At 50.7% G+C, this 25,221-nt stretch carries 25 protein-coding genes and 1 riboswitch; of the genes, 5 read left to right on the top strand and 20 right to left on the bottom strand.

Annotation, left to right across the window (positions count from 1 at the left end; genetic code table 11):
- Positions 1-61 precede the first annotated feature (61 nt).
- Both thrS and ytxC read right to left on the bottom strand, forming a co-directional pair.
- Positions 62-2,002 carry a threonine--tRNA ligase gene (thrS, locus tag ACE5LO_RS07965; protein ID WP_375519493.1) on the bottom strand — a complete coding sequence of 647 codons (1,941 nt, stop codon included), beginning with the start codon at positions 2,000-2,002 and terminating at the stop codon, positions 62-64.
- Between the two features lie 245 nt (positions 2,003-2,247).
- A complete protein-coding gene (gene ytxC, locus ACE5LO_RS07960) occupies positions 2,248-3,174 on the bottom strand; it encodes a sporulation protein YtxC (RefSeq protein ID WP_375519492.1) in 927 nt (308 codons plus the stop codon).
- A gap of 285 nt (positions 3,175-3,459) precedes the next feature.
- Here ytxC and ACE5LO_RS07955 point away from each other — a divergent pair, with 285 nt between their 5' ends.
- From ACE5LO_RS07955 to ACE5LO_RS07940, 4 genes are all read left to right on the top strand, one after another.
- Positions 3,460-4,551, top strand: coding sequence for a GGDEF domain-containing protein (locus ACE5LO_RS07955; RefSeq protein WP_375519491.1), 1,092 nt, complete (start codon positions 3,460-3,462; stop codon positions 4,549-4,551).
- Positions 4,552-4,701: 150 nt separating this feature from the next.
- Positions 4,702-5,076: a hypothetical protein gene (locus ACE5LO_RS07950; protein WP_375519490.1), complete on the top strand. Its 375-nt coding sequence runs from the start codon at positions 4,702-4,704 to the stop codon at positions 5,074-5,076.
- Positions 5,077-5,132: 56 nt separating this feature from the next.
- Positions 5,133-5,627, top strand: coding sequence for a cation:proton antiporter regulatory subunit (locus tag ACE5LO_RS07945; RefSeq protein ID WP_355316815.1), 495 nt, complete (start codon positions 5,133-5,135; stop codon positions 5,625-5,627).
- A 4-nt stretch (positions 5,628-5,631) separates the two neighbouring features.
- Positions 5,632-6,861: a cation:proton antiporter gene (locus ACE5LO_RS07940; protein ID WP_375519489.1), complete on the top strand. Its 1,230-nt coding sequence runs from the start codon at positions 5,632-5,634 to the stop codon at positions 6,859-6,861.
- Positions 6,862-6,914: 53 nt separating this feature from the next.
- Here the strand turns inward: ACE5LO_RS07940 and mqnC are convergent, their stop codons facing one another.
- The 4 genes from mqnC to metA all read right to left on the bottom strand — a co-directional run bounded on the left by mqnC (position 6,915) and on the right by metA (position 11,510).
- Entirely contained in the window at positions 6,915-8,051 is a 1,137-nt protein-coding gene (gene mqnC, locus ACE5LO_RS07935) for a cyclic dehypoxanthinyl futalosine synthase (RefSeq protein ID WP_375519488.1), read from the bottom strand.
- A 142-nt stretch (positions 8,052-8,193) separates the two neighbouring features.
- Entirely contained in the window at positions 8,194-9,372 is a 1,179-nt protein-coding gene (locus ACE5LO_RS07930; RefSeq protein WP_375519487.1) for an aminotransferase class V-fold PLP-dependent enzyme, read from the bottom strand.
- Positions 9,369-10,553 (bottom strand): PLP-dependent transferase, encoded by a 1,185-nt coding sequence (locus ACE5LO_RS07925; protein WP_375519486.1) that lies wholly within the window; start codon positions 10,551-10,553, stop codon positions 9,369-9,371. The genes ACE5LO_RS07930 and ACE5LO_RS07925 overlap by 4 nt, the downstream gene beginning before the upstream one ends.
- 27 nt (positions 10,554-10,580) lie before the next feature.
- Positions 10,581-11,510 carry a homoserine O-acetyltransferase MetA gene (gene metA, locus ACE5LO_RS07920; protein WP_375356027.1) on the bottom strand — a complete coding sequence of 310 codons (930 nt, stop codon included), beginning with the start codon at positions 11,508-11,510 and terminating at the stop codon, positions 10,581-10,583.
- A 113-nt stretch (positions 11,511-11,623) separates the two neighbouring features.
- Positions 11,624-11,743: riboswitch (SAM riboswitch) on the bottom strand.
- A 596-nt stretch (positions 11,744-12,339) separates the two neighbouring features.
- Here metA and corA point away from each other — a divergent pair.
- Complete coding sequence (gene corA, locus ACE5LO_RS07915; protein WP_375519485.1) at positions 12,340-13,275, top strand: magnesium/cobalt transporter CorA; 936 nt, start codon at positions 12,340-12,342, stop codon at positions 13,273-13,275.
- A gap of 88 nt (positions 13,276-13,363) precedes the next feature.
- Here the strand turns inward: corA and ACE5LO_RS07910 are convergent, their stop codons facing one another.
- From ACE5LO_RS07910 to ACE5LO_RS07845, 14 genes are all read right to left on the bottom strand, one after another.
- Positions 13,364-14,368 (bottom strand): HRDC domain-containing protein, encoded by a 1,005-nt coding sequence (locus ACE5LO_RS07910; protein ID WP_375519484.1) that lies wholly within the window; start codon positions 14,366-14,368, stop codon positions 13,364-13,366.
- Positions 14,369-14,530: 162 nt separating this feature from the next.
- Positions 14,531-15,403: an ROK family protein gene (locus tag ACE5LO_RS07905; protein WP_375519483.1), complete on the bottom strand. Its 873-nt coding sequence runs from the start codon at positions 15,401-15,403 to the stop codon at positions 14,531-14,533.
- 35 nt (positions 15,404-15,438) lie between these two features.
- The gene (locus ACE5LO_RS07900) at positions 15,439-16,086 is read right to left on the bottom strand and encodes an MOSC domain-containing protein (protein ID WP_375519533.1); all 648 of its coding nucleotides are present in this window, start codon (positions 16,084-16,086) and stop codon (positions 15,439-15,441) included.
- Between the two features lie 2 nt (positions 16,087-16,088).
- Positions 16,089-16,985: a 5'-3' exonuclease gene (locus ACE5LO_RS07895; protein ID WP_375519482.1), complete on the bottom strand. Its 897-nt coding sequence runs from the start codon at positions 16,983-16,985 to the stop codon at positions 16,089-16,091.
- Between the two features lie 94 nt (positions 16,986-17,079).
- Positions 17,080-17,868 (bottom strand): phosphotransferase, encoded by a 789-nt coding sequence (locus tag ACE5LO_RS07890; protein WP_375519481.1) that lies wholly within the window; start codon positions 17,866-17,868, stop codon positions 17,080-17,082.
- A gap of 92 nt (positions 17,869-17,960) precedes the next feature.
- A complete protein-coding gene (locus ACE5LO_RS07885; RefSeq protein WP_375519480.1) occupies positions 17,961-18,326 on the bottom strand; it encodes an arsenate reductase family protein in 366 nt (121 codons plus the stop codon).
- 57 nt (positions 18,327-18,383) lie between these two features.
- Positions 18,384-19,346 carry an RluA family pseudouridine synthase gene (locus ACE5LO_RS07880; RefSeq protein WP_375519479.1) on the bottom strand — a complete coding sequence of 321 codons (963 nt, stop codon included), beginning with the start codon at positions 19,344-19,346 and terminating at the stop codon, positions 18,384-18,386.
- A complete protein-coding gene (locus tag ACE5LO_RS07875) occupies positions 19,343-19,912 on the bottom strand; it encodes a cob(I)yrinic acid a,c-diamide adenosyltransferase (RefSeq protein WP_375519478.1) in 570 nt (189 codons plus the stop codon). The genes ACE5LO_RS07880 and ACE5LO_RS07875 overlap by 4 nt, the downstream gene beginning before the upstream one ends.
- Before the next feature lie 211 nt (positions 19,913-20,123).
- Positions 20,124-20,678 carry a bifunctional adenosylcobinamide kinase/adenosylcobinamide-phosphate guanylyltransferase gene (locus tag ACE5LO_RS07870; RefSeq protein ID WP_375519477.1) on the bottom strand — a complete coding sequence of 185 codons (555 nt, stop codon included), beginning with the start codon at positions 20,676-20,678 and terminating at the stop codon, positions 20,124-20,126.
- 46 nt (positions 20,679-20,724) lie between these two features.
- Entirely contained in the window at positions 20,725-21,288 is a 564-nt protein-coding gene (locus tag ACE5LO_RS07865; protein WP_375519476.1) for a hypothetical protein, read from the bottom strand.
- Positions 21,289-21,407: 119 nt separating this feature from the next.
- Entirely contained in the window at positions 21,408-22,625 is a 1,218-nt protein-coding gene (locus ACE5LO_RS07860; protein ID WP_375519475.1) for an aminotransferase class I/II-fold pyridoxal phosphate-dependent enzyme, read from the bottom strand.
- A 15-nt stretch (positions 22,626-22,640) separates the two neighbouring features.
- Positions 22,641-23,141, bottom strand: a complete 501-nt coding sequence (locus ACE5LO_RS07855) for an Lrp/AsnC family transcriptional regulator (protein WP_375519474.1) — start codon at positions 23,139-23,141, stop codon at positions 22,641-22,643.
- Positions 23,142-23,318: 177 nt separating this feature from the next.
- The gene (locus ACE5LO_RS07850; RefSeq protein ID WP_375519473.1) at positions 23,319-24,533 is read right to left on the bottom strand and encodes an MFS transporter; all 1,215 of its coding nucleotides are present in this window, start codon (positions 24,531-24,533) and stop codon (positions 23,319-23,321) included.
- Between the two features lie 91 nt (positions 24,534-24,624).
- A complete protein-coding gene (locus tag ACE5LO_RS07845) occupies positions 24,625-25,185 on the bottom strand; it encodes a hypothetical protein (RefSeq protein ID WP_375519472.1) in 561 nt (186 codons plus the stop codon).
- Between the last annotated feature and the right edge of the window lie 36 nt (positions 25,186-25,221).

The following is a 25,221-nucleotide window of genomic DNA, read 5'->3' as shown; positions in this document are numbered from 1 at the left end:
CCCTCATGAAAGGTTTTCCAGAGTTCTCTTCCGTTATACAGCAGAGGACGAAAAATAAATGTCAGGAAATGCTGCGGGCAGCAATCTCTTCCTTCAGCATGGATACGGCCTCGTCCAGCGGCTTGGCGCCCAGGTCTCCCTGCCCGCGTTTGCGCACAGAAACGCTGCCTTCATTTTTCTCATTTTCACCAACAACGAGCATGTACGGAATTTTTTCCAGTTGTGCTTCACGGATCTTATAACCCAGCTTCTCATTGCGCAGATCAGCTTCCACAGTAACCCCTGCACGGCGCAGTCTGTCTTCCACCTCGCGGGCATAGTCCTCGTAGTTGCCGGAAACCGGAATAACTTTAACCTGAACCGGTGACAGCCAGAGCGGCAGATTGCCTGCAAAGTTCTCCAGCAGGAAAGCCGTAAAGCGCTCCATGGTACCCAAAATACCTCTATGGAGAACAACCGGGCGATGTTTCTGCCCGTCTTCGCCGACATATTCCAGCTCAAAGCGTTCAGGCAGCAAAAAGTCAATTTGCACGGTGGACAGCGTTTCTTCCTTGCCGAGAGCGGTTTTTACCTGTACGTCCAGCTTAGGGCCATAGAATGCCGCCTCGCCATCCGCTTCGTAAAAGGGCAGCCCCATCTCTTCAACGACCTGACGCAGCATGCTTTGCGCCGTATTCCACATCTCGTCATTTTGGAAATATTTCTCGGTATCCTGTGGATCACGATAAGAAAGGCGGAAACGGTAATCGTGAATGCCGAAATCCTTATAAGCGATCATAATCAGCTCAATCACCCGTTTGAACTCATCCTTAATCTGATCCAGACGCACGAACAAATGCGCATCATTGAGCGTCATCGCCCGTACTCGATGCAGTCCGGTCAACGCGCCGGACATCTCATAACGATGCATCATGCCAAGCTCGGCAATCCGGATCGGAAGATCACGGTAGCTGCGCATTTCACTTTTGTATACCATCATATGATGCGGGCAGTTCATCGGACGAAGCACAAGCTCCTCGTTATCCAGCTCCATTTTTGGAAACATGTCTTCCTGGTAATGCTCCCAGTGTCCGGATGTCTTGTACAGCTCCACATTTCCCAGGACCGGTGTGTATACATGCTGGTAGCCCAGTTTTTCCTCAAGGTCAACAATGTAGCGCTCCAACGTACGGCGCAGCTTGGCTCCATTCGGCAGCCAGATCGGAAGCCCCTGTCCTACCAGTTGTGAGAAGGTGAACATGCCAAGCTCTTTGCCTAACTTGCGGTGATCACGCTTCTTCGCTTCCTCCAGCATGTGCAGATGTTCATCCAGCTGAGCCTTCTTCACGAAAGCAGTGCCATATACACGCTGCAGCATTTTATTCTTGCTGTCCCCGCGCCAGTATGCGCCAGCCACATTCATCAATTTGAACACTTTAAGCTTGCCGGTTGATGGCACGTGTGGTCCGCGGCAGAGGTCGAAAAATTCTCCCTGCTCATAAATGGAGATTACGCTGTCTTCAGGCAGGTCACGAATCAGTTCCAGCTTGTACGGATCGCCTACTTCAGTGAAAATGGACAACGCTTCCGCGCGGCTCACCTCTTTACGGGTAATCGGCAGATTTTCACCGGAAATTCTTTCCATTTCCTTCTCGATCTTGAGCAGATCTTCAGGATTGAGCGCATGCTCCAGATCCATATCATAATAGAAGCCATCCTCAATCACAGGACCCACGCCCAGATGCACCTCCTTGCTGCCAAACAGTCTTTTCACTGCCTGTGCAAGCAAATGCGCAGTGCTGTGGCGGATAACCTCAAGCCCTTCCGGTGTGTCCTGGGTTACGATTTCGATCTGTGCCCCTTCTGTCAAAGGGGTGGACAAATCTACCACGATTCCATTTAATTTGCCTGCTACGGCATTTTTACGCAAGCCGCTGCTGATCGAAGCGGCCACGTCGTCGATGCTGCTCCCGTCCGCATACTCACGAACAGAGCCGTCGGGCAATTGAATACGAACTGCCATTTTCTGTTTCCTCCTTTTTGTGAACACAAAAAACACCCATCCCGTAAAAGGGACGAGTGTTTGCTCTCGTGGTTCCACCCTATTTTGGCAAATCAGCCGCTATTCATACTGACTGCCCTCATTGGCGTCCTGTAACGGGAACGGGCCCGGCGCATCTTAATGCCCGGCATTCGGGGTTCGGAGGCGCAGCTACAAAGGGGTAAACCAAAGCCGGTAACGTAAGGAAATTTCAGCACCATGTTTCCTCATCTCTGGGACGGCCTGTCTTTGGTTCTTGTCTTTGTCTCAGCTTTTTCTGGAAAATGCGGGTTCACCCGTTTCAGTGACCCTGATTCACAGTTATTATAATTCTCCACTTCTTTTCCGTCAAGATGATCCGAATCCCTTATCCAGGTCCCACAATCCGGGCAGAAGCGGCACAGCTCAACCTTATCTTCAAATATATTCACCAAGGTATGCACAACAAAGGCGCTCGGATCCTGCGTATGCAGCATGATGCGTGCTGGAGCGATGGATATCAGGGTGCTGACAATCATGTCCTCGGCCGGCATTCCCACTTCCACACCCGGAAGCTCAATCGTAATGGGATCTGCCTGCACGGGGCTCAAAAGCCTCATTTCCGCATCCAGTATGGTGAAGCTTTGTTCTCCTCCGTGAATCACATGCACGAGTGGAACATGGTTCTCCTGAAAGTAAACAAAATACTTTAATAATTGTACAAATTCTTCGTATTGACGTTCGCCCCAAAACTCGTCCAAAGCGTATTCAACGAGCTCCCGAAGCTCCTGCTTATACGATGGAAGACGAAACCCAATCACTCCCTCCAGATTAACGAACTGGAGCTCCTCAAGGCACTGCATAAGTGAGGTGGCAATCATATCCCTTCTTTTTTTGCGGCCGTTGTTCAGATCCTTCAGGAGCAGCCCGGTACTGATTTCACGCATTCTTTGCGTCTCTTCGCCGCTCATGTACCTGCATTCCCCGGATACAGCCGCAAGGAGAAGCCGGAACTCCCATTGATTCTGAATGTATCCCGCAATGGCGTCTGCCATGAAGGTCTTGACACGAATAAGCAGGGCTTGATCTGCTTGCTCCCGACCCTTGTACTTACAGGTCCAGGCCACTCTGTTTCCGGACTGGCTGAAGGATAAACTTAATCCGTAACGTGACATATGTAAACCTCTGCCTTTGCCTTTCAAGGCTTGGTAAAAACATTCTGCTTCCATTGGATCTTTAGTCTCAGTCCATACCGTGAACAGTTCCATTGGCCCACCCCTTTCACTGACTGCTCTAAGTATATGGCGCCATGTTCAGGGTTATACGAGGTGAACTACTGGAAGCCCAGGCACATTTATTTTTTCACTTTCTCCTATTTCAATGAGCGGTTACACGTGTTATAGTTTGATTGTTGTTCTATCGGACGACAGGCCTACGACGATTCGGAGAGTGATCGCAACTTGTTCAGGCAATATGTCAAAAGGCTTAGAGAGCCCTCCGGCAGAGCGCTGGAATGCATGTTGTTTTTTATTGTAATTAATCTGATTTTTACCATCATTTTTGATTTGAACGTATATCATACCTTGACGCAAAATTTGCTTCATACTGTCCCGGTATGGCTGCAACTTCTTGTCCTGCTTATTACAAAAATGGTTGTTGACAAGCTCCCCTCTCCCCTGAAATATTTCGCAGGGATAGCGGGAATTGCAGGCATCTCGATCATTCCTGTACTTGCTCATCCGGAAAGCAATACGTTGTTTCTGATATTGGCAGCCCCTATATTGCTCTCCGCGTTCAGCTTTGAGTATAAAAAAATTGCTTTCGGTTATATCTGCAGCATGATTACCTTAATCGTCAGCTACTGGTATGTAGACAGCATACGGAGCCTTCAAGCGCAGGAGATGCTCATGTTGATCATCTACCACTTTTTTCTTACGATTCTGATGTGCAGCATTGTACAATATAATCGGCTTTTGATGAACCATCTGGAAAAATCACTGAAAAATAATGAGCAGCTTATGATTCAAAATGTCGCGATGGAGTATTTAAACAAAACCGATCCGCTGACCGGACTTTATAATCATATGACCTTCCAGGAGTATTTGGACAAGCTTATTGTTCACAGTGAAGATAACCCCTTCCGAATTCATCTCGCATTGATTGATGTCGATAATTTCAAATGCGTCAACGATATCTATGGGCACCGCGCAGGGGATATCGTACTGAAGAACGTGTCAACGATTATACAGAAGCATGCGGGGCCGAATGATTTTGCCGCCAGATATGGCGGGGAGGAGTTTGCTGTTATTTTTACGGAAAAGAAAACTGCAGAAGTATTCGCAACGGTTGAATCGATCCGCCGGGAAATCTCCGCCCATACGTATGAACGGTTGGATAACTCGGCTGTAACCATCAGCACGGGAATCAATAAGTATCAGCAAAGCAAAGGAAAAGAAGATTTCTTTCAGGGAGCAGATACAGCCCTTTACACCGCCAAACGAACCGGTAAAAACAAGACCGTGCTCCATTCGGACCAAGAACTTAATATGTGAAAACAAGCGGCGCTTCCGGTCAAAAGTGAATTTCTTTCCGGCATGACAGGCGCTTTTTTTGTAAACAAATTTGAATAAGATCAGGATTCTATGATAAAGTTATCATGATACGCTATTTAAGCTTACATTGTGCAAGGGGGGGGATGAGTAATGAATCCAATCATTTCGGCTGTACGTTTATGGACCGTTATGCTGCTTGGCACCATTATGCTGTTTTCCTTCCCTGCCCCTTTTTTTGATGAAGCTCGCGGAATGAGTGCGGGGGCCGACGGCTTGGCGGAATCCTTCAGCCTGAGCCACCCCAAAGAAACCTACCAGAAGCCTGCAATCCGGGCTCAATCCCATGGATGGTTCAAAATGATTGCGGCAGCCAAAGCATTGCCTTTCTTTGCCGTTTTGCCCATTTTAATGGTATGGTCTTGTCCCCGGCCCTCTTTGCCCTTTTTACCCATCATTTATATTATTTACAAGCGAATCTATTTGAAGCCGTTGAAATTCACCTCCAGATTCGTGGTGTGTGCCTGATCATCTCATAAATTGATCAGAACTGCAGCACATTAGAATTCAGGAGGCTAACCACAATGGAAATACGTGAAACTGCATTGCCCGGAATCGGGATGAAATATCAAATGGATACGGCCAGCGGGGACCGGCTCGTGGTCATTATCCACGATGACGGCAGACGTGAACTGTATCATTTCGATTACGAGGATTTGGAACAAAGCATATCCATGATTACACTTGAGGATCAGGAGGCCAGACAGATTGCTTCGATTATCGGAGGCATGGCCTACAGGCCAAAGAACCTGGAAAGTGTAGACATGGCGTTTAATGACCTCATCATTGAATGGTATAAGATCGAACCCCAATATGCCTGTGCAGGCAAAACTATCGGTGAATTGGATGTCCGCCAAAACTCAGGCGCATCCATCATCGTTGTCATGGAAGACAAAAAAACAAAGCATATCAACCCGGGTCCTGATGTTGTTCTCAAGGCGGAAGCAACTGTGCTTGCCGTCGGAGAGCGAGAACAGCAGAAACGCTTTAAACAAATCCTGATAAGCGGAAGCGGGTGATTGGATGGACCATATCGTATTTGAGGTTGGATTGGCCATTGCACTTATCGCTTTGTCAGGCCTGATCTCCGCCAAGCTGCGGTTTTCGGTCATTCCCTTTTATATCTTGGTTGGCATGGCCGTCGGCCCTCATGCCATGGAAATATGGCACTTTGACTTCCGCTTTATCGAAAGTGCGCCCTTTATCGATTTCATGGGCAGAATCGGCGTCTTGTTCCTGCTGTTTTATCTGGGTCTGGAGTTCTCTGTCGGCAGGCTGATCAAATCGGGACGATCCATTGCTGTCGGGGGAACCATCTATATCCTGATCAATTTCACTTTGGGGCTTGCCCTGGGCTTCGTCTCAGGCTTCCCCATTGCTGAAACCTTGGTCATCGCAGGCATTACCACCATTTCATCCAGTGCAATCGTAGCCAAGGTGTTGGTGGATCTGAAACGGACCGCCAACCCGGAAACCGAAATGATCCTTGGCATTATTATGTTTGAAGATGTCTTTCTTGCCGTGTACATCTCCATCCTGTCGGGCCTTGTTCTCAGCGACTCCTCCTCTATCGGCGGGGTAGTGCTATCCGCCCTGATCGCCCTGGGCTTTATGCTCGCGGTCATCCTGATCGGACGAAAAGCCGTTCCACTTCTGAATAAAGCACTGAATATCCGCTCGAATGAGTTGTTTTTGCTTGTGATATTTAGCACACTTTTCCTGGTGGCCGGCTTTTCGGAGACGATTCATGTGGCCGAAGCCATTGGAGCGCTTCTAGTGGGATTGGTGCTGGCAGAAACGGATCATGCGAAGCGGATCGAGCACCTGATTGTGCCGTTCCGGGATTTTTTCGGGGCCATGTTCTTCTTCAGCTTCGGACTGTCCATCGATCCGTTGTCCCTTGGTGGCACTGCGGTCTGGATCGCCCTTGCGGCGGTGCTGGTTACGCTGTTCGGGAACTTCACGGCAGGCATGCTTGCCGGACGCACAGCATCCCTTTCCCCTAAAGCCTCCGCCAATATCGGGCTAACCATTGTATCGAGGGGCGAGTTTTCCATCATCATGGCGAACCTCGGGCGGGAAGGCGGCCTGATGGAGATTCTGCAGCCTTTCGCAGCTATTTACGTCCTCATTCTGGCCATTCTCGGTCCGGTGCTGACCAAGCAGTCCAAACCGATATTTATGGCATTGAATAAGGTAATCAAGTTCAAGGACCCTCGTGTAGGGAAAGAAAAAAGCACCGGTACAGGTTAAAAAAAGCTTGCCGCGTTTCATCACGTGGCAAGCTTTTTTTTCATATATCAGTTTTAGTTCTGCATTACAAAATCGCGCTCAATACTGCTGCTTTCGTCAAAGACACGCAGAATATCATATCTGGTGTTGCGCTGGGCAGGCGTATGCCCTGTTTCGCGGATCAGCTGCAGGATCGACTCGATGTTGACCTTATATGTAGCCCCGGCTGCCGACACTACATTTTCCTCAATCATGGTGCTGCCGAAATCATCGCAACCATAATACAGAGACTTCTTGCCGATCTCTGGCCCCATCGTTACCCACGAAGACTGGATATGCTTGATATTATCCAGCACGATCCGGCTGATGGCCACTGTCTTCAGGTACTCCTCCGGCGTTTGTCTTTCCAGCTTCAGATTGGTGTTGTCAGGCTGGAACGTCCAGGGAATGAACGCAAGGAAGCCTTCCGAATCATACTTGTTGGTTATGCATTCATCCTGGGCATCACGCACCCGCATCAAATGCAGCGCCCGCTCTTCCATCGACTCGCCCAGTCCGATGACCATCGTGGCGGTGGTGTTCATGCCGATTTTGTGGGCAGTCTTCATGACATCCATCCAGTCCGTCCAGGAGCCCTTCAGACGGCTGATTTTACGGCGTGTGCGGTCATCGAGAATTTCCGCTCCGCCACCAGGCAGGGAATCAAGGCCTGCTTCATGAATTTGCCGGATCACCTCTTCCAGCGATAGACCGTCTGATACGACCTTCATCTTCTGAATTTCGGCCGGCGAGAAGGAGTGCATCGTAATGTTCGGGAAACGCTCCTTGATCGCTTTTAACAAATCCGTGTAATAGCTGAAGGGCAGATTAGGGTTCGTTCCGCCCTGCATCAGAATTTCCGTGCCGTCAACATCCTCTGTCTCCTGAATCTTCTGAAAAATGACTTCATCGGGAAGCACATAACCTTCCTCCGAACCGGGTCTGCGGTAAAAAGCGCAAAAACGGCAGTACACGTCGCATACATTCGTATAATTTATGTTTCGCCCGATGACAAATGTCTTGATCGGACTCGGATGCATCCGGTTCATGATCACATTTGCTGCATCCCCCATCTTCTCAACCTCATTGGATTCAAACAGGGCAATGGTATCCTCCAGATTCATTCGTTCACCGCGCAATGCCTTATCTAAGATATGGTCTATTCCACTCATTTGTCGCTTCCTCCCATCCTTCATCCTGTAAAAATCTCTTATGAAAATAATGAAATATGAAACCACTATATTATCATCGTAACACAGGTGCAATGTGAAAAACAGCACCTATTCCAAAGGTACTGTTTTTGCTTGGTCATTCTTATTCAAATTGCAGAGCCTGTTCAAGATCGGAAATAAGGTCGCCGATATCCTCCAGACCTACCGAGAAGCGCAGCAATCCGTCCGTAATACCGCGTTCGAGCCGGACGCTGCCCGGCATGGCTGCATGGGACATCATCGCAGGGTAGGAGAGAATGCTTTCAACAGCGCCAAGGCTGACCGCGACGATCGGAAGACGCACACGGTTCAGCAGTGCCTTGGCGCGTTCGCCTGAGCCGACGTCAAAGGAGACTACGGCACCGTAACCGCTGGACTGCTTCTCATGAATTTCGCGTCCCGGATGATCAGCGAGGCCCGGATAGTAAACCGCCTTGATATCCTCCCTGGCATGCAGCCATTCGGCCAGCCGGCGTGCACTTTGCTCACTGTGTGCCATACGGGCTTGCAGGGTCTTCATCCCCCGCATCAGCAGCCAGGATTCCTGAACGCCCAGTACGGTACCCAGCCCGTTCTGCAGCTGCTTCAGCTGTGCAGCAAGTGCTTCCGTACGGGCAACGGCCAAGCCTGCCAGCACGTCGCTGTGACCGCCGAGAAACTTGGTGGCGCTGTGCAGAACGATATCCACACCCATTTCGATGGGACGCTGATAATAAGGAGTCATAAACGTATTGTCCAGCATAGTGATAAGATCATGCTCATGTGCCCAGCTTGTGACCGCTTCAATATCCGTTATTTTCAAAGTCGGGTTGGACGGGGTTTCCATATATACCGCTTTGGTGTTGGGCTTCAGGGCTTGTCTGACTTCATCCAGATTCGTCATATCGACAAAGGTGGACTCGATGTTCATCCTGTTCAATATTTGGGTCAGCAGCCGATAAGTCCCGCCATACACATCCTCGGTTACGATCATATGGTCACCGGCCGACAGCATCAGGAAGGCGCTGGAAATAGCCGCCATCCCGGAGGAGTAAGCAAATCCGCGCACTCCGCCTTCCAGCAGCGCAATATAATCCTCCAAAGCCTGCCGGGTCGGATTGCCGGAACGGCTGTAGTCAAACTGCGGCGGGTTAAAAATGTCATGATGATGAAAGGTGGAAGCCTGGTAAATCGGCACACTGGAAGCGCCGGTATGGCTGTCAATTTCCGCACCGAAGTGCAGAAGCCGGGTGCCGAATTTAAGCTCTTGCGCCTCTTTTTTGTGTTGCTCGTCTCCGCTCATTGTACTGCCCCCTCCTCAACCTCCCGGCGTGCGGCTTCCAGCGCGCTGCCCAGATCTTGAATAAGGTCTTCCGCATGTTCAATGCCAACGGAGAAACGAAGCAGCCTGTCGTCGACGCCTACCGCATCCCTGATTTCGGCCGGAATGTCCGCATGGGTCTGCACCGCAGGATAGGTCATAAGAGATTCAACCCCGCCCAGACTTTCGGCAAAGGCAATCAGCTTGATATGGCGCAGCAAAGGCTCTACCAGGCTGGCATCCTTGACCTTAAACGAGAAGATTCCCGTATTCCCGGAGGATTGTCTGTTTTGAACCTCATATCCCGGGTGGCTCTCCAGGGCCGGATAGTATACGTCCGTCACGAGCGGGTGAGTCAGCAGATACTGTGCGATCTGTGTGGCATTCTGCTCATGTCTGTCCATGCGCAGGGCAAGGGTTTTCATGCCTTTCATCAGTTGGTAGCTGTCGCTCGGGGACAGCACGGCCCCAATCGAGTTGTGCAGGAAGGCCATTTCTTCAGACAGCTCTTTTCCTTTGGTGACGATCAGTCCAGCCAGGACGTCATTATGCCCGCCCAAATACTTGGTGGCGCTGTGAACTACGATGTCGGCCCCCAGTTCGATCGGTCTTTGGAAATATGGCGTAAGCAGCGTATTGTCCACAATCGTCAACAGATCATGCTTCTTGGCCCAGCCGGCTACCACCGCAATATCGGTGATCATCATGAGCGGATTGGTCGGCGTTTCTATAAATACGGCCTTCGTGTTCGGACGGCGTGACTGCTCCAACGCGTCGAGATCATTTGTATCCACATAAGAAGCGGTTACGCCGAATTTGGAAAGGATGCGTTCCAGCAAACGGTAGGTTCCTCCATACAAGTCAAGGGAGACGATAAGATGATCCCCTTGTCCGAACAGAGTAAAAATCGTCTGCAGGGCGGCCATGCCGGAGGAACAGGCGAATCCGGCGTCTCCGGATTCCAGCTCCGCTGCTGCTTCTTCGAGCACCTTGCGGGTCGGATTCGTGGTACGGATATAATCGAAACCTGTGCTCTGTCCGAGCCGCGGATGACGGAAAGCTGTCGACTGGTAAATCGGAAAATTCACCGCACCGGTTACAGGTTCATTGACGGAACCGATTTGGGCTAATCTGCTTTCGATTTTCAATTTTGGGTTATCCATATAAATCCTCCTGTTCGTTTTTACTTATTAAATTTGAGGCCCGATATCACCAATGTCATAAGGGGTCTCCTGGTACACATAGTAGTTCAGCCAGTTAGAAAATAATAAGTTGGCATGGGCCCGCCACGTGGACGGCGGCGTACAGGTTGGATCATCCTGCGGGAAATAATTTTGGGGCAAGGGAACATTGTCCAGACCTTTGGCCATATCCCGGTCATACTCCCATTTCAGGGATAACGGATCATACTCGGAATGGCCTGTCACAAAAATCTGCTTGCCGTCCGTCGTAGCGACAATATACACACCGGCTTCTTCCGATTCCGAGAGCAGTTCCAGTTCGGGAAAACGTTCAATATCCGCGCGGCGGACTTCCGTATGCCGTGAGTGAGGCGCATAGAAGACTTCGTCAAAGCCGCGCAGCAGCTTCACATGCGGCTTGCTCACTGTATGCGCAAAAACGCCGAAGCATTTGCTGTCCAGTCCGTATTTGGGAACCCCGAAATGGTGGTATAAACCTGCCTGCGAGGCCCAACAGATATGCATGGTGGAGGTCACATTGGTCCGGGTCCAGTCAAAGATGCTGCGAATCTCCTCCCAGTAGTTTACATCCTCAAATTCAAGCTGCTCTACAGGCGCACCTGTAATAATCATGCCGTCAAAGCGGGTATTTTTGATTTCGTCAAATGTTTTGTAAAACATGTCCAGATATTCCTGGGACGTGTTTTTGGACACATGCGACTGCGGATGAACGAGCGTGACATCCACTTGCAGCGGGGTGTTGCCGATCAGCCGCAGCAGCTGGGTTTCGGTCGTTTCTTTGGTCGGCATCAGGTTAAGAATCGCAATGCGGAGCGGACGGATATCCTGGTGATAGGCCTTGCTCTCGTCCATGACAAAAATGTTCTCACCCGCAAGAACCTCCTTCGCGGGCAAAGTGTCTGGAATTTTAATCGGCATAATTGCTCACTCCTGTTCGTGAAGTTTGCGAAAATCATTGCTGAGATGCCGGGCATATTAAAAATGACCCTTCTCGCAGCACGAGAAAGGTCATATCTGATTCATATGCGCCTCTCTCATCTCTCAGGTCCAGTTTCTAAAGAAAATGTGACCTGCAAGAATTAGCACCGTGCGGGTTACCGCCGGTTGCCGGGTTTCATCGGGCTAGTCCCTCCACCTGCTCTTGATAAGATTTCGCTATTTTCAATTTTAATTAATTCAAATATCCTGTATCAAACTTTAAAGCATGAACACCTCTCTCGTCAAGCAGAAAAATCCATTCATCGCGCACACGGATTCGGCTGCCTCCATAAGATGAAGCACAATGAAAATGTCCAGTTTAGCCCTTGAAAGGCCATCTGGCGGGCGTTATACTAGACAAGTGCTGCAGGCGGCTGAAACTATATGCACAGTTCAAGATTGGCGTATAAGAAAAACGTCTATCGACGTAATTCAAAGAAGCCAGACCGCGTTTAGCGGTAGTTTTTCTTGCGATTACAGGATTGCTCAGCTCCGCTGAGAACTTATAAATTCTGTAATCTAATAAAAAGGACTGCGGCGGCTCATCTTAATATAATTCGATAGGGGTGACACCAACCATGGAAGGCGACCCGAGTCCGTATAGGCGGCGGAAGCATGACAACAGCATAGGAATGACTTCAGCTTGCCGGAGACGGGACGCACGTTCTGCATGCATGTGGAGCTTCTAACTTCCTGGGTCTGGCACCAGTCTGAAAGCATTCCTTATGAACATCATTCGCCCTGGGGCGAAGCATAAGGAGTGAGAGAAATGAAAATCCGGTTAGTGAACAACGGGGTATTTACCCTCATTGACGACATTGAAAATACATTGACGGCACCGGCCGACGGCTTTTACTGGATTGATGCCGATGTTGAAGATCTCGCGGTGCTGCAGCCACTCTTTACCATTCATGATCTGGCTGTGGAGGACTGCCTGAGCGAGGAAGACCAGCGTCCCAAAATTGAAATATATGATAATCATTACTTTATCGTTGTAAACAGCATCCGGTTTGATGATGAAGAAATCTTTCTGCGTTCCCTCAATATTTTTCTCGGCAGACATTTTATCATCACCATCACCAGACAGAAGATTAATGAGCTTCGTACCCTGAAGCCGCTGCTTTGGGAGCAGGAAGTGAATTCACCTGACCGTTTTATGTATCTGCTGATCGACCTGATCGTAGACAGTTATTTTCTCGTGGGCGACCGGATCGAGGTTCGGATCGAAAAGCTTGAGGAAGACATTCTGATGCATACGAAAAAATCTCATTTGAACGAAATCATCGGTCTGCGCAGTGAAATTTTATGGCTTAAAAAAGTGCTTGGCCCGCAGAAGGAAGTCATCAACACGTTGAACAAACGGGATTTGCGCCTGATTGACGAGCAGTTGCAGAAATATTTTAGCGACATTTATGAAAACGCCGTAAAAATTTCCGAAACCTTCGACACCTATCGTGATCTGATGGGTAACCTTCGTGAAGCCTACCAGTCCAGCATTGCCAACCGGGCCAACGAAATCATGAGAGTTTTTACAGCGATCACCACCGTATTTATGCCTTTGACCGTCATTACCGGAATTTATGGAATGAACTTTGACAATATGCCTGAGCTGCACACCCGCCACGGATATTTTGTCGTAATTGGCGTGATGATTGCACTGGGCAGCAGCATGTTTCTGATTTTCCGCAAGAAAGACTGGATCTGAAATATTTTACAGAATAAAAATGAAAGACGGAGCCTTCCTTCGAGGCAGGGTCCGTCTTTTTGGCATTCACCACTAGATGCAGTTTGCTTTAGCTGGCGCTCTGCTTGCCTCCTTCATCGCGACGGTAACAGATACGCACCAGCCGCAGACGCTCATAAATTTCATCCAGCTTCATATCCCCGTGATTTGGATCGCCATACACCCGCTGCATAACAGGCTTCAAAAAGCGGTCTCCCAGCTCCTGGTAGGCCTCCCGAATCGCCTCCTGTTCCTGCTCTGTAGCGCCCGACAGCTCACTCCGGATCACGTTATCTACATCGTACCCTTCTCGCTCAAGCACCTCCAGCATTTCAATGACTTCCCTGCGCGGCAGTTCCGCCTGCTGACTTATAGCATCCAGGTCAAGACCTTCTGCCGCCCCCTTCAGAACCGCCTGACGCTGATTAAATCTGTCAAGCTCCAGCTTGTATTTCTGTTCCTTCTGGCGGTAGCTCCAATTGATAAAGTCCTGGGCGTCAAGCTCTTCCATCACCCAGTGCAAAGGAAATGGACGGTATTGCTCACTCTTGCAGGTGATGTCCTGCAGTTCCGCTCCATAAGCCCGCATCTTGCTCTCCCCCATGCCAGGCAGTTCCAGCAGCTCTGCTTCATTCCGTGGGAGAAAGACACTGATCAGCTTCAGCAAACGGTTGCTGGCAATCATATACGGTGCCCTGTGCTCAGCTGCCGCCCGGCGCCGGCGCCAGACCGTAAGCTCGGTATACACATCATCACGGGGATGAAGATCGCTGTAGCAGTATAGCTTCTGCACAAACAACCCACGGCTCCCGCCTTCTTCGCGTTCATGGAATACCCCGTCAATAAGCGGACGGTACCCTTCGGACAGCTTCAAAGCCAGCTGATAGCGGTAAATGGAGAGCATCTCCTGCCATGAACGTCCCTCATACCAGACGCTATCCCTCTCGCCATCCCCTTCTGTAGTCCGCCAGCCGACAGACCATACTCCCTCTTCTTCCCCGATCCATACCTGGGCAGCCCCCAGTCCGTCGCCTTCCTCCGTCTGCGACAGCTTGTTCAAGAATACAATCTCCATACTACAAAACCTCCTCTGGTTATGTATCAGCATCTGGCAACAAAAAGAAGCACCTATCTCGCGTATTCGCAAAATAGGTGCTTCCTTATAAACCGGACTATGCTGTTAAGCTCATCTTATAACGGAAATGTATGCCAAGTCAAAGCTTTTTTTCGCAAATGATCATATCCCCAGACGGGCCAGCGCAAGCGCACCGGACAAGCCGGCATTGTCGCCAAGTCCGGGAGGAACGATATAGCTGTCGATATCCGCCGTAAGGCTTGTATGCTGAACGTAACCTTTAAGCATCTCCTGCAACTTGCGGCGGACCAGCGGAAAGAGCTGCGCCTGCTTCATGACTCCTCCGCCCATAATAATTTTTTGCGGGGAAAGAATCAGAACGTAGTTCATCAAAGCCTGAGCCAGATAATGAGCCTCCAGCTCCCATGCAGGATGATCCGGAGAAAGCTCCGCCCCTTGGGTTCCCCACCGTTTGCTGATGGCAGGCCCTGCGGCCAGGCCTTCCAGACAGTCGCCGTGATAAGGGCAGAAGCCTTCATACGTGTCTTCCGGATGGCGGCGGACCAGAATATGCCCCATTTCGGGGTGGGACAAACCGTGAAGCATTTGCCCTCCAACAACGGCCCCTGCGCCGATGCCCGTTCCAACCGTAATATAAATGCAGCTGTCCAGGCCTTTGGCAGCTCCCCAAGTGTATTCACCCAGAGCGGCTCCGTTTACATCCGTATCAAAACCCATTGGAACATCAAAATGAGCCTTCAGCTTGCCGATCAGATTATAGTTGCTCCAGTGGGGCTTGGGCGTTGTGGTAATGTACCCGTATGTACTGCTGCCGACAATCGGATCAATGGGCCCAAAGGAGCCTACCCCGATCGCTTCGACATTTTTCCCTTCGAAATATTCAATGACCCGGGCCATAGTTACTTCTGGTGCTTCCGTCGGGAAGCTGACCCTGTCCATAATCTCCCCCTGTTCATTTCCGATACCGCATACAAATTTAGTCCCGCCTGCTTCAATTGCACCCAATACTGTCATTCCAACATCTCCCTCCCTTATGCAATGCAATCCCTTCAGCCCAAACGTTTGCGCAGTGGCACCTTCCAGCTCTCCGACAGCGCCTCTACTTCCAGCAGCCGCTTCGTCTGTTCAGCATGATCCTTCCCCTGGTACATGATCCGGTTGGCCTCCATTACGGTGATGTGCTCCTTCGGCCTCTCCACCAGCTCCATTGAGTCCCCTGGAGACAGCTCCCCCTCTTCAAGCACTCTGAAATAATAGCCCGTGTACCCAGTCTGCTGAAATTGCTCCGGAAGCTCCTTCCATCCGTATCTTGCCGCCAGTTTGAAGCAAGGCTGACGGGGCTGGCTGATCTGTACGAGCGCACGGCCAAGTCGGTAGATGTCCCCAATGCTGACCGTATCCTCCGCAGCCCCAGACGTCGTCACATTTTCCCCGAAAGCTCCGAAAACAAGCTCACGATCCATGAGCTGCGCAAAATACGCATAGCGGCTGTGATCATAAACGCATACCGCCTTGTCCGGCCCACCATGATGTACGAGATCCGCCTGCCCGTCACCGGGAATTCCGCTGTGTGTCAGAAGAATGGGCCTGTCTGCGGGCAATTTGTTAATGCCGCTAAGTACTTCCTTGCCACCATGCATAAGCACGGCCGGCAATCCAATGTTCACGGAAACGGCTGACGCCGCTGCGTTGTTCATTCTCATGATCCTGCCGCCACTCCCATCATTATACTCAGGCTCTTCATTTCAAGCTGCTCAAATTTGGCCGCGATCAGCGCGTGATCAAGCTGCAGCAGACTGCTTTCCAGCGAGCAGGCAACAGGCACCTCACAGTGGATTTCGGCCAGCTTACGCGACAGATGGAGCATGTCCAGGTCGCTCTCGATCTTCTTTCTGACGGAGGGGCTCAGATGCTCCAGGTTAGTCAGGATACCCTCGATGGAGCCGTATTCCTGCACCAGCTTCAGCGCCGTTTTCTCGCCAATGCCGCGCACCCCGGGGTAGTTGTCGCTTGTGTCCCCCATCAATCCTTTGACATCTATGATTTGACGGGGCTGCAGTCCTTTCTCCTCCATCAGGCTTTCAGGTGTATAGACAATATAGTTGCCCTGGCCCTTTTTCATAATAATGACTTTAACCCGCTCATCCACCAGTTGCAAAAGATCATGGTCGCCTGACAGAATCAGCACGTCCGTATTTTCGTCACGGGAATAATGACTGGCCAGGGTACCGATGCAGTCGTCCGCTTCATAACCTTCCGCCCCGATGTTCGGAATGCCCAGGCTGTCCACCACTTCACGGATCAGAGCAAACTGGGGAACCAAATCGTCCGGGGCTTCTGCACGATTGCCTTTGTATGCGGCAAAATGCTCTCCCCTGAACGTCTTGCCTCCCATATCCCAGCAGCAGACGACATGGGTAGGGCCGAAGGCCTGTACCGCATCCCAAAAATAGCGGATAAATCCGTAGATGGCGTTGGTAGGAATTCCTTCTTTGGTGCGCCGTATATATCCATGGGCCGCTGTTGCGTAGTAGGCGCGGAAGAGCAGCGCCATCCCGTCTACCAGCATAACCGATTGTCCGTTGTTTTGTGTCACGTAAGTGTCTCGCTCCATTTCCATAAAAATAACCTTGTTCGAGTATACCATATTGGCAGCCGTTTCGGGGCTTGCCCATTAACTTTCCTGCCTTTTACTCACACACTCCCCGCATCGACAAATATTGCAGCACCGAGTTTTTCTCACCCCATTGCTTATGGTTCAATTCCGAGAGTCGGGCAGCAGCGGTTACCAGTAACCAATCGGCCAAGTCCTCCCGGGTAACGCCCATTTCCAGCAAATAAACGTCGGTTGCCCTTTTCTTCATCCACAGAATTTGCTCGCCATCGATCATCTGAAAGGGCACAGGGGTCATTTCAATCAAGTACACCGTTCTGGCTATGTCTCCGTATTCATGCCCGTGGCATATATTCATGTAATCGATCATGCAGTTCTTTCCTTCGTGCACAAGCACATTGTCGAAATGAAAATCTCCATGGCAAAGCTGGCAGCCGTTTGGCAGCGTTTCCAGAACAGCATACAATTGTGATTTACATAAGTCTGTTAAGTCTTTTGTACATTCAATATTTCTTTTTAAAATGGACTTCAGGCTTGCGGCGCCACCCAATTTACAGGACAAGATTTGTTTGTGGAACAGGGCTAAAACGGTTGCGTACCGCTCGACATCACCTGACTGAAAAACCAACTCAAGCAGCGATTCTCCCTTTATTTTATCGTAGATAATCCCGTGTCTTCCTTCGTATGTAACCAATTCGTAGCTTTTGCTGATGGGAATATCCAAGCCGTTCAGCAGCCTCGAATTTTCATATTCGTGTCGGGCATGATCTAAGGAATAACCTTGCTTAAACAGCTTAACTACCTTCTTATCGCCTGCATCATATATATCTGCCGTATTGCCTTGACCAATCAACGCTCCTATCACGGCACCCCATCCTTCCGCAAACCTTGGCTATAACAAGCAGTTCCAGTTCTTTTTCGTAAAATGAATCCTTAGCAATTTGCAAAAAGACAGGCTCACGCCTGTCCCCATACCTCGCTGTATTGATCCTCTTTAAATCCAACGGTGACCTGCTGCCCGTCGGTAACAACAGGCCGTTTGATCAGCATGCCGTTGGAGGCGAGCAGGTTCAGCTGCTCCTCCCGGCTCATACCCGGCAGTCTATCCTTCAGCTTCAGTTCCTTGTACACCTCTCCGCTTGTGTTAAAGAACTTTTTCAGATCAAGTCCGCTCTTGTCCACCAGTTCCGCAAGCTGGTCGGCTGTTGGCGGCTCCTCCACAATATGGTGAAGCTCTAGCTCATGTCCGTGATTTTGCAGCCATTTAACAGCATTGCGGCAGGTGCTGCATTTCGGATATTGATATACTGTCAATTTACTCATATTGCATGTCCTCCATCATTCCATCCCATTACGATGCTTTACTTTAGCAGTGATATGTTATTTTGCAGCTTGCAGTACTTCTTCCAGACGAAGCAAATCCGGCGGCTGTGGGGCCCGGAACATGCATCGCTCTCCTGTAAGCGGATGATCGAAGGAAAGCTCGGCGGCATGCAGAGCCTGTCTTGAAATCAGACTGTCGAGAAATGCTCTTCGTTCGGCCTTGCCGATATCAGCACTTTCTTCCGTGGGATTGATAAAATACATCGGATCCCCGATTAACGGACAGCCGATATGTGTCATATGCACACGGATCTGGTGCGTACGCCCGCTTTCCAGCTTCAAAGAGATTCTGCTGCCTTCCGTCCATCTCTCCTCAAGATTGTATAGCGTGAGGGCGGGATACCCGTCAGGAGTTACGATGCGCTTGTGCGGATTAAGCGGATCGCGGTCGATCGGTCCATCCACTCTTCCTGCGGAAGGCTCCGGACTGCCATGCACATAGGCGGTATACCGCTTGTCCACCGTGCCTGCAATCATTTGCTCGGATATATGCTGGTGGGCATACGGGTTTTTGGCGATGGCCAGCACACCCGAGGTATCCTGATCCAGCCGGTGAACAGGCCGGAAGCGGAACGATTCTCCCTTGGACTGCCAGTAATACACAACCGCATTGGCCAGCGTTCCCGTGTAGTGGCCGTGCGTCGGATGGACAATCATGCCCGCTGCTTTATTCACGATCAGAAGATGCTCATCCTCATACAGGATGTCAAAAGGGATAGGCTCAGGCAGAATATCCTCCGAGGTCTCCCGTTCCATGCGGATTTCCACACGGTCCCCCGCGCGCACCTTCACATCGACGTACACGCGGCTTCCATTGAGCATAATTCCCTGCTCCGTAAGCTTCAGACGGGACAGGAGCTTGCGTGAAACACTCATCCTTTTGTGCAAAACCGTCTTTAGCAGCATGCCTTCATCTTCCGGTGGAACCTCATATACAATCGGATCATAATAAGCGGTCATTCTTTTCTACCAAACACCTTTTTGCTGCGCACATATTCCACATCAGCCACTCCCAGTCTTGCATTGGCCGTACGCGCAGCCACGAAGAAGTAGTCGGACAGCCTGTTCAGATACCTGCGGACAGCAGGGTTAATCTCAGCATGAGAGCCGAGTGTAACAGCCCGTCGCTCAGCGCGGCGGCATACTGTGCGGCATACGTGCAGAGCTGAAGAGAAGCGGCTTCCGCCCGGAATAATAAAACGCTCCACCTTCGGGTTCTCCGCTTCACAGCCGTCGATCCACTGCTCAAGCCGCAGCACCATCTCTTCCTTTACCTTATATTTTTTATCGCTCAGCCTTACGAAAGCCAAATCGGAGCCGCAGTCGAACAGCTCCTGCTGGATCTCGGCCAATTGCTGCCGCAGATCCTCGAACACATCCTCCTCGGCAAAGCTGATCGCCTGCCCCACAAAGCTGTTCAGCTCATCAATGGTGCCGTAAGCTTCAACCCTGTCATCATCCTTGCGCACCCGTCCTCCAATGACAGAGGTTTCGCCTTCATCTCCCGTTCTTGTATATACGCCCATCATATTCCTCCTTTACGATCATAGCTCCAAAATAGTCAGTGTTCAAAAAGTCAGGTTTTCAGCACCGAGAAGGTTGAATGAAGCTAGGGACTGAGGAGCGGAGCGTACTTGGGGTACGTGAGCCCCGGAAGGCCCGGCTGAATTCAAGATTCGATGTCGAGTCCGCTTCCTGACTTCCTTCGTGATCAAAAGATGACTTTTTGAACTACCTCTAATATCGCAAGCTGCGCTCCTTCAATTCCACCGCCAAGCCTGCCGTCAACTGGAATACCCTGTCCGCACGCGCAGCCATCTCCATGTTCAGGCGGGAAATCAGCCTGCCGAACAGCGCTTCTTCTTCACTGGGATGAAGCAGGGAGGATATTTCATTTGTAATGACGAGCAGCATCCCCTGATAGTTCAGCAGGTTGTCCAATAAACGCTCCGCTTTCACCTCAAGCCGCCTTCGCTCCGCTTGCTCCAGCGATCCGCTGCCAAATTCGTCGCTCAACCATCCTGTAATGCTGTCAACAATAACGATCCTGCGGTCGGCACGAAAGATGTTGGACTCCAAATTGAGGTGCTCAAGCACATTGGGCAGCGGCATCTCTTGGTCCACGCTGATCCTGTGGTAAGACGGCGGCAGTTCACAGCCTCCGGCAGATGCTCCCGCGGCAAGCCGGCCAGGAGCCGAAATATAAATCCCTTCACGGGCAAGCCGTGTTGCCATCGACAATGCAAACCTTGTTTTCCCTGCACCGAGTCCTCCAGTAACCATGATTAACATACGAATTCCTCCCAGTCACCGTACAGAACAGAGGTAAATAATCACCTTATTCAGCCAAAGCCTTCAATACGCTGACCGCTTCTTCCAGATTGCCCGTCCTTGGCGGGACTGTTGCAAACAGATTGGATGAGGCGTAGCCAACCTCCTTAAACAGAGCCATCTGATCGGCAGGAATGCCGTACAGATGAGTTTCCATCACCGTCTCCTCTGCTGCTTGCCCGTCTTTATTCACTGCCTTGAATACAGCTCCTTCAAAGACGCTCCCTGGATAGGCTTCCTTGTCAAAGTATTCATCAAGGGGCAGGTTCCCGCCTTCTCTGCCGTTATTTCTCATATCTTCCTCCGGCAGAATGAAAATATCATGCTCTCCGGCCACGTATTCCACCAGCAGCTTCGAGCGGTCATAAATAGGGCTGGCAACCACCTCAACAGCCGGACCCCCTTCACCTAGCTTCTGCTGCAGCTTTTGCTCAAGCTTCTGACTGATGGCCGACGGATCCCCCTGATTGTCAATAATAAAGATGGAAAATGCCTTGTTGTTGTCGTCCCCGCAGCCAGCTGCCACGAGCAGAAATGCAAGCACACCGCACAGCTTCAACAGCCTCTTCATCTATGTACCTCCCTTTCCCCATGCATTCAATATAGCACAGGTTGGGAAGACAAAAAAAGAAGACCGCGATGGGTCTCCTGTTCGTTCTAAGAAAGTTATACTGCTTACCCGATTATCCGTCAGACGCCTTCTGCTTTCAGCTTGTGCACAAAATTTCCGATCCGCTCCAGCGCTTCCGTCAGTTGGGCAACGGATGTGGCATAGGAGCAGCGCAGATATCCTTCGCCTCCCAGACCAAATACATTTCCCGGCACGGCAGCGACTTTGGCATCATAGAGCAGTCTTTCAGCAAACGCATCCGAGCTTAACCCGGTGGATTGAACACTTGGGAACACATAGAAGGCCCCCTGCGGTTCATGGCAGTCCAGCCCCATGTCCCTGAAGCCCTGTACCATTAAACGGCGGCGCTGATTGTAGGCATCGACCATCCGGTCCTTTTCCCCCATTCCGTTGCGCAGCGCCTCCAGTGCGGCAACCTGCCCCATCGAAGGAGCGCACATCACCGTGTACTGATGAATTTTCAGCATGGCCGAGATGAGATCACGGTGGCCGCACGTATAACCGATTCTCCAGCCTGTCATTGCAAATGCTTTGGAAAAACCGCTGACGAGAATCGTCCGGTCCAGCATTCCCGGGATAGCCGCAAAGCTGACATGATTCTGATCATACGTAAGCTCGGCATAGATTTCGTCCGAAATCACGATCAGATCATGCTTTTCAACCACCCTCGCAATCGGAAGCCAATCCTCATAGCTCATCGTTGCCCCCGTAGGGTTGCTCGGGTAACAGAGAATCAGCACCTTGGAGCGGGGCGTGATTTTCGCCTCAAGCGCCTCCGCCGTCAGTTTGAAGCCGTTGTCCGCGAACGTTTCAATGCCCACGGCTACACCGCCGCCAATCGCTGTTATCGGAGAATAGGAAATATAACAAGGCTCCGGAATGAGGATTTCATCTCCGGGTGTAATCAGGGCCCGCAGGGCGAGATCAATGGCCTCGCTGCCTCCGACCGTTATAATCATCTCATCCTTTGGGTTATAATTGACGGAGAAGCGGCTGCTCAAATAATGGCTGAGCTCCTCGCGGAGTTCCGGCATGCCTGCATTGGACGTATAGCTTGTAAATCCGCGCTCAAGGGAATAAACACAAGCCTCTCGCATATGCCAAGGGGTTGTAAAATCAGGTTCACCTACACCCAGTGTAATAATATCCTTGCTTCCTCCGACCAGATCGAAAAACTTCCGGATCCCTGAGGGCTGGATGTCTCGAACCAGGGGAGCCAGATAGGAGTTCATAGATTTGCTTCCAGCCTGCAGAGCCTGTTCTTGATTAAGTGTCATTATGAGTCGCTTCCTTTACGGCGAAATCATGAGACGGTTATCTTCTTCCTTGTCATCGAAGATAATGCCGTCCTGCTTGTATTTTTTCAAGGTAAAATTCGTTTTGGTCGACAGTACGGAATCAATCGGGGACAACTTCTCTGATACAAAGTTCGCAACTTCACGCAGATTCTTGCCCTCCACCTCCACCAGCAGATCGTAAGCTCCGGACATCAGATAGACTGATTTCACCTGTGGATACAGATAAATGCGCTCCGCAATGCCTTCAAAACCTCTGCCCCGCTCCGGCGTTATTTGGACCTCGATCAACGCGGTGACCTTCTCGTCATCCACCTTGTCCCAATTGACGACCGCTGCATATTTCACGATTACATGTTTGTCTTCCAGCTCTTGAATGGCAGCTTTGACCTCCTCCTCGGCAATGCCGAGCATGGTCGCCAGCAGGGCCGGCGTACGTCTGGCATCCTCTTTCAGAAGCTCCAGCACTTTTAATTTTGTCTCATTCAACTCTGTCATGCAAAGACCTCCAGCGTGGTTTCGCGGACATTGACCGCTCTTCATGTCAGGTCTGCGAAAATGATAATACTTATATTACATCAATTTATATCAGGTGCAAAGCAAAAACAGCCATTCATACCTGAAGGGCTGCTGCAGTGAACCTATTGTTTTGCAGAGTAAAAATATGCTGCACAGCTATTCCGATACCGGCTTCCAGCCTGCGGATTTCATCATTCCCCGCACAAAGAACCAGCCGATCACAGGCGCGCTGCCCAGACCGATCATCAGCCACGTAATGACATGCGGCATGCGGCTGACGGAAAGCACCCCAATAAAAATAAACGTTCCGATCAGCCGCCCCGTCATGAGGCACAGCTCACGCAGCACGACCAGTTCAACACGTTCGGCAACGTTGCGATCCGTCGCTCCCATTAAGTCAAAGCCCAGTGTAGTAATGGGAATCAGATAAAGCGGGATAAACAAGGATGTGCCGATGCCCATGAACAGAAGTGTGCCATACTGCACCTTCCACAGCAAAGGAAGCAGGACCGCTACCAGCAGCAGTGCGCCTATCAGCATGCCTGCGGAACGGTAGTGCGGCCGCAGCCATCTGCCTGCCACCCAGAAGCTGACAAGGGATACCGCCGACGTAATGAGCGAAAACTGTCCAAGTTTCCATTCCTGCTTGGTGGCCACAAAGACGAGCAAAGTGATAAGAAAAGAGAATACCCCTTCCCGGATTCCTTGAGCGGCAAGCGCCAGGGAGAGCGGCCTCCAGGGACTTTTCACATCACTCAGCCTGTTCCACGGCTCGGACCAGTTATATTCTTCCTTGACCTTTCGCTTCTTGAGGAAGAAGCTGAGGATAACTCCAACGATATAAATCGCCAATGAAATACTGAAAATGACACGGTAACCTGTGTCGTTTTCCATGCTTGCTATAATCCAGCCCGAAAGCCACGGACCTACGATGCCGGCAAAAGATCCAAGCAGCCCCACCCAGCCGTTAAACCGATCCCTGTTGTGACTGTCGGTAACCTCAAAATAGATCACATTAAACGCAAGCCAAAACAGACCAAGCGCAATCCCCAGCAGAATGCCGAGCGGCCAAATATAGTGAACAGCTCTGGGACCTGACCATAAAACAAGCAGATAAAATATGCCGGACAGGGCCGTACCTGCGCGGAGGGCATTCATTTTGTTGTGTTCCTTTACCCACTTTCCTGCAATCCAGAAGGTCAGTCCGAGCGCCACCTGCTGGCTGACGGTAAACCAGCCGATCATGGTATAATCCGGTTTGGTTTTCCACAGATACACATTGAGAAACGTGCCTGACAGCGCTCCTGCTAATACAAACAGCCCATTCATGCCAAGCAATAGAATGGACTGTTTATTCAAGCTCGATTTCAACAGTGTCCCCCCTCTAACCGAGATCCGCCCAGCGGGCTCTCTGTTAACATACCCTAAAATGTTCAAAACATGTCAGGGGACGACAGTCTTTTTATTTACGGCCGGATCCAAGTGTATGCATTAACCGGAGTCTGTCATCCTCGGCGAGGCTATGCTGTACCTGGAAACACCCGGTGCACACATAGATATTCATGGTAAAAGGCGGTTCAAGTACGGGCTTCCCAAGCGAAGCCGGAACAGACGGGGCAAAGGTATCTGCCGTGACGGTTCTTGTTCCTGTCAACAGCATGTATTCCCGGCAGTGCGGACACTCCGGGACCTCTTCCTGGCTGTCGAGCACCTTTTCTACACCTTCTTCATAAGCCAGCAGATCTTGCCCGCTTTCTTCGTATTTCTGCAGCGTATGCAGAACCGGAAGCCTGTGAAGGCCCTCATCCTGCCAGGATAACAAGTCCTCATCCCCGGCTTCCTCGTCATCATGTTCATCGGACTGGCGCCTATTCAACATTTCTTCCTCTTCCTCGCCGATATCAACCGTCAATGTCCGGTACCCCTTCAGCTCGTTATGACAGTAAGGGCACTCTTCCTCCGGGCCGAGCTCCTCATCCCAGACGATTTCCGTCTGGCACCACGGGCAAATGGTTTTCTCCATATCCGTATCCTCCAATTCATTGCGCTTAAAAAGTAA

The organism is Paenibacillus medicaginis (assembly GCF_042138635.1).
GTDB lineage: Bacteria > Bacillota > Bacilli > Paenibacillales > Paenibacillaceae > Paenibacillus > Paenibacillus medicaginis.
This window is presented reverse-complemented; position numbering and strand designations above follow the sequence as displayed.

Coding starts and splice junctions, on each gene's coding strand:
- ACE5LO_RS07900 (WP_375519533.1), bottom strand. CDS start 16,086: ATGAACAACGCAGCGGCGTCAGCCGTTTCCGTGAACATTGGATTGCCG.
- ACE5LO_RS07945 (WP_355316815.1), top strand. CDS start 5,133: ATGGAAATACGTGAAACTGCATTGCCCGGAATCGGGATGAAATATCAA.
- ACE5LO_RS07950 (WP_375519490.1), top strand. CDS start 4,702: ATGAATCCAATCATTTCGGCTGTACGTTTATGGACCGTTATGCTGCTT.
- ACE5LO_RS07925 (WP_375519486.1), bottom strand. CDS start 10,553: ATGGATAACCCAAAATTGAAAATCGAAAGCAGATTAGCCCAAATCGGT.
- ACE5LO_RS07940 (WP_375519489.1), top strand. CDS start 5,632: ATGGACCATATCGTATTTGAGGTTGGATTGGCCATTGCACTTATCGCT.
- metA (WP_375356027.1), bottom strand. CDS start 11,510: ATGCCGATTAAAATTCCAGACACTTTGCCCGCGAAGGAGGTTCTTGCG.
- mqnC (WP_375519488.1), bottom strand. CDS start 8,051: ATGAGTGGAATAGACCATATCTTAGATAAGGCATTGCGCGGTGAACGA.
- ACE5LO_RS07905 (WP_375519483.1), bottom strand. CDS start 15,403: ATGACAGTATTGGGTGCAATTGAAGCAGGCGGGACTAAATTTGTATGC.
- ACE5LO_RS07860 (WP_375519475.1), bottom strand. CDS start 22,625: ATGACACTTAATCAAGAACAGGCTCTGCAGGCTGGAAGCAAATCTATG.
- ACE5LO_RS07880 (WP_375519479.1), bottom strand. CDS start 19,346: ATGACCGCTTATTATGATCCGATTGTATATGAGGTTCCACCGGAAGAT.
- ACE5LO_RS07910 (WP_375519484.1), bottom strand. CDS start 14,368: ATGGAGATTGTATTCTTGAACAAGCTGTCGCAGACGGAGGAAGGCGAC.
- ACE5LO_RS07930 (WP_375519487.1), bottom strand. CDS start 9,372: ATGAGCGGAGACGAGCAACACAAAAAAGAGGCGCAAGAGCTTAAATTC.
- thrS (WP_375519493.1), bottom strand. CDS start 2,002: ATGGCAGTTCGTATTCAATTGCCCGACGGCTCTGTTCGTGAGTATGCG.
- ACE5LO_RS07870 (WP_375519477.1), bottom strand. CDS start 20,678: ATGTTAATCATGGTTACTGGAGGACTCGGTGCAGGGAAAACAAGGTTT.
- corA (WP_375519485.1), top strand. CDS start 12,340: ATGAAAATCCGGTTAGTGAACAACGGGGTATTTACCCTCATTGACGAC.
- ytxC (WP_375519492.1), bottom strand. CDS start 3,174: ATGTCACGTTACGGATTAAGTTTATCCTTCAGCCAGTCCGGAAACAGA.
- ACE5LO_RS07865 (WP_375519476.1), bottom strand. CDS start 21,288: ATGAAGAGGCTGTTGAAGCTGTGCGGTGTGCTTGCATTTCTGCTCGTG.
- ACE5LO_RS07845 (WP_375519472.1), bottom strand. CDS start 25,185: ATGGAGAAAACCATTTGCCCGTGGTGCCAGACGGAAATCGTCTGGGAT.
- ACE5LO_RS07875 (WP_375519478.1), bottom strand. CDS start 19,912: ATGGGCGTATATACAAGAACGGGAGATGAAGGCGAAACCTCTGTCATT.
- ACE5LO_RS07855 (WP_375519474.1), bottom strand. CDS start 23,141: ATGACAGAGTTGAATGAGACAAAATTAAAAGTGCTGGAGCTTCTGAAA.
- ACE5LO_RS07885 (WP_375519480.1), bottom strand. CDS start 18,326: ATGAGTAAATTGACAGTATATCAATATCCGAAATGCAGCACCTGCCGC.